Here is a 2,435-nt window from a genome sequence, read left to right as displayed (position 1 = left end):
GCCTGGTACCATCGTGGCCCGATATATCGGCCTCGACGATCTCACCCGGTGCGCCCGTGCCGAGTGCGGCAAGCGTAAAACCCTCGGTGCGGCCAAGGCCGTCTCGCTCGATCAGGATCGACTGACGCGTACCGGTGAGCAACGACAGATGCCTGACATAGGCAACTTCACCGGCGGCGCGCAGCCGGGCGGCGCGCTGCTTGACCACCTCGCGGCGGAGCTGCGGCATGCGCGCGGCAGGCGTGCCTTCGCGTGGGCTGAAGGGGAAGACGTGGAGATGGGTCAGGCCACACTCCTCGACAATTTTCTCCGAGTTCTCGAACATTTCGTCGGTCTCGGTCGGGAAGCCGGCGATGATGTCGGCGCCAAAGACGATACCGGGGCGCAGCTTGCGCACATCCTCGCAGAAGCGGATCGACTGATCGCGCAGATGCCTTCGCTTCATCCGCTTCAGGATCATGTCGTCGCCCGACTGCAGCGACAGATGCAGATGCGGCATCAACCGGGGCTCGGTGGCGATGGCGTCGAGCAAATCGTCGTCGGCCTCGATCGAATCGATCGACGACAGCCGCAGGCGCTTCACATCGGGCACCTGTTTCAGGATGGTCTTCACCAGTTTGCCGAGCTTCGGCGCGCCCGGCAGGTCGGCGCCGAATGAAGTCATGTCGACGCCGGTCAGAACGATCTCGGCATAGCCGTTGCCGGCGAGCCGCTTGACCTGCTCGACCACGGCGCCCATCGGCACCGAGCGCGAATTGCCGCGGCCGTAGGGAATGATGCAGAAGGTGCAGCGGTGGTCGCAGCCGTTCTGCACCTGGACGAAGGCGCGTGCGCGGCCCTCGATGGCGTCGACCATGTGACCTGCGGTCTCGCGTACGGAAAAAATGTCGTTGACGCGCGCCTTCTCGGTGTCGTTGACGCCGAAATCCGGCAGCGCGCGGTAGGAATTCGCGTTCAGCTTCTCTTCATTGCCAAGCACGAGATCGACCTCGTCCATGGCGGCGAATTTTTCAGGCTCGGTCTGCGCGGCGCAGCCGGTGACGATGATGCGCGCCTGCGGGTTGTCGCGGCGCGCCTTGCGGATCGCCTGCTTGGCCTGGCGCACTGCTTCGCCTGTCACGGCGCAGGTGTTGAAGATCACGGCGCCACCTTCCAACGCGCCGAGGCCCGCACTTTCAGCCTCGCGCCGCATCACCTGCGATTCATAGGTGTTGAGCCGGCAGCCGAAGGTGACGACATCGATCCCCGGGGACACCGGGCTCTTGGGCAGAGCGGACATCAGGCCGCGCTTTCAGTGTCGCGGGCCCATGTCCCGATCGACGGGTCGAAGTTGCCGGAAAATTCCCATTCGGCGGCGCCGGTCAGGACCACGTGGTCATCGTCGCGCCATTCGACATGCAGCGTGCCGCCGCCTGGCGTCAACAGACTGACGCTGCGGCCGGTCCGGTTGGTGCGGGCCGCGGCCACCACGGCCGCGCAGGAGGCCGAGCCGCAGGCCTTGGTCAGGCCGGCGCCGCGTTCCCAGGTGCGGATGATCATGGTTTCGGGCGAAGTAACCTGAGCGATGGTTATGTTGGCGCGCTCGGGGAACATCGGGTGGTTCTCGAGCAGCGGACCGAAGCGGTCGAGCTCGTAGGACCAGACGTCGTTGTCGACCCAGAAGATCGCGTGCGGGTTGCCCATCGAAACGACCGAGGGTGAATGCAGCACGGGGGCGTCGATCGGGCCGATCTGCAGCTCGATCATGCGGGTGTCGCGGAATTCCTCGGCCAGCGGGATATCCTGCCAGCCGAAGCGCGGCGTGCCCATGTCGACCGAGATCGAACCGTCGGCGTGTTCGCGCGCATTGAGGATGCCCGCCACGGTCTCGAAGGTGAAGATCTTCTGGCCGGTCTCGGCGGCGAGCGCCTGGACGACGCAGCGCATGCCATTGCCGCAGGCCTGCGCACCGGTTCCATCGGAATTCAGGATGTCGATGAAAAAGGCGGTGCCAGACGTCCTGGCGTCATGGATCGCCATGATCTGGTCGAAGCTGGTCGCGGCATCGGCGTTCAGCGCAACCGCCGCCGCCGCCGTCACCCGATCGGCACGGCCACGCATATCGGCAACGAGATCTCGTTGCCGATGCCGTTCATCTTGGCGAAAGGGGCAGTGCTGGCCATTGCTCCGAAAAATTCCGTGTCCGTTTGGCGCTATATGGCGGAAACGGGCAGGAATTACCAGTGCGCAGCCGCTTGGTCTCGGCGAAAGCGCCGGACTTACGTGACGGCGAAAATGCCCAGCACCACCAGCAGGAAGATGATCAGAACGATGCCGATAAGGATACGCGCACCGGTGGCCGCGGCACCTGCCAGTGCCGGCATGCCGAGCAAGCTCGCCGCCGCGGCGACGATCAGGAGAATGATAATCCATTTGAGCATGACAATGCCTCGCAA

Annotated in this window: 2 protein-coding genes and 1 pseudogene; all 3 read right to left on the bottom strand. The window is 64.7% G+C overall.

Annotated elements, in window-relative coordinates; translation table 11 throughout:
* Positions 1–1,279 (bottom strand): tRNA (N(6)-L-threonylcarbamoyladenosine(37)-C(2))-methylthiotransferase MtaB (gene mtaB, locus EN879_RS32120; RefSeq protein ID WP_127274529.1); only part of this gene is annotated, 1,279 nt, incomplete at its 3' end.
* Positions 1,279–2,162 (bottom strand): annotated as a pseudogene (dapF, locus tag EN879_RS32115) (diaminopimelate epimerase). The gene mtaB and the pseudogene dapF, both read right to left, overlap by 1 nt.
* Positions 2,163–2,258: 96 nt before the next feature.
* Entirely contained in the window at positions 2,259–2,420 is a 162-nt protein-coding gene (locus EN879_RS32110; RefSeq protein WP_013528842.1) for a DUF1328 family protein, read from the bottom strand.
* Between the last annotated feature and the right edge of the window lie 15 nt (positions 2,421–2,435).

The organism is Mesorhizobium sp. M7A.F.Ca.AU.002.02.1.1 (assembly GCF_003998535.1).
GTDB lineage: Bacteria > Pseudomonadota > Alphaproteobacteria > Rhizobiales > Rhizobiaceae > Mesorhizobium > Mesorhizobium ciceri.
Note: the sequence above shows the minus strand (reverse complement) of the source record. Positions and strands in the feature narration are given on the sequence as shown.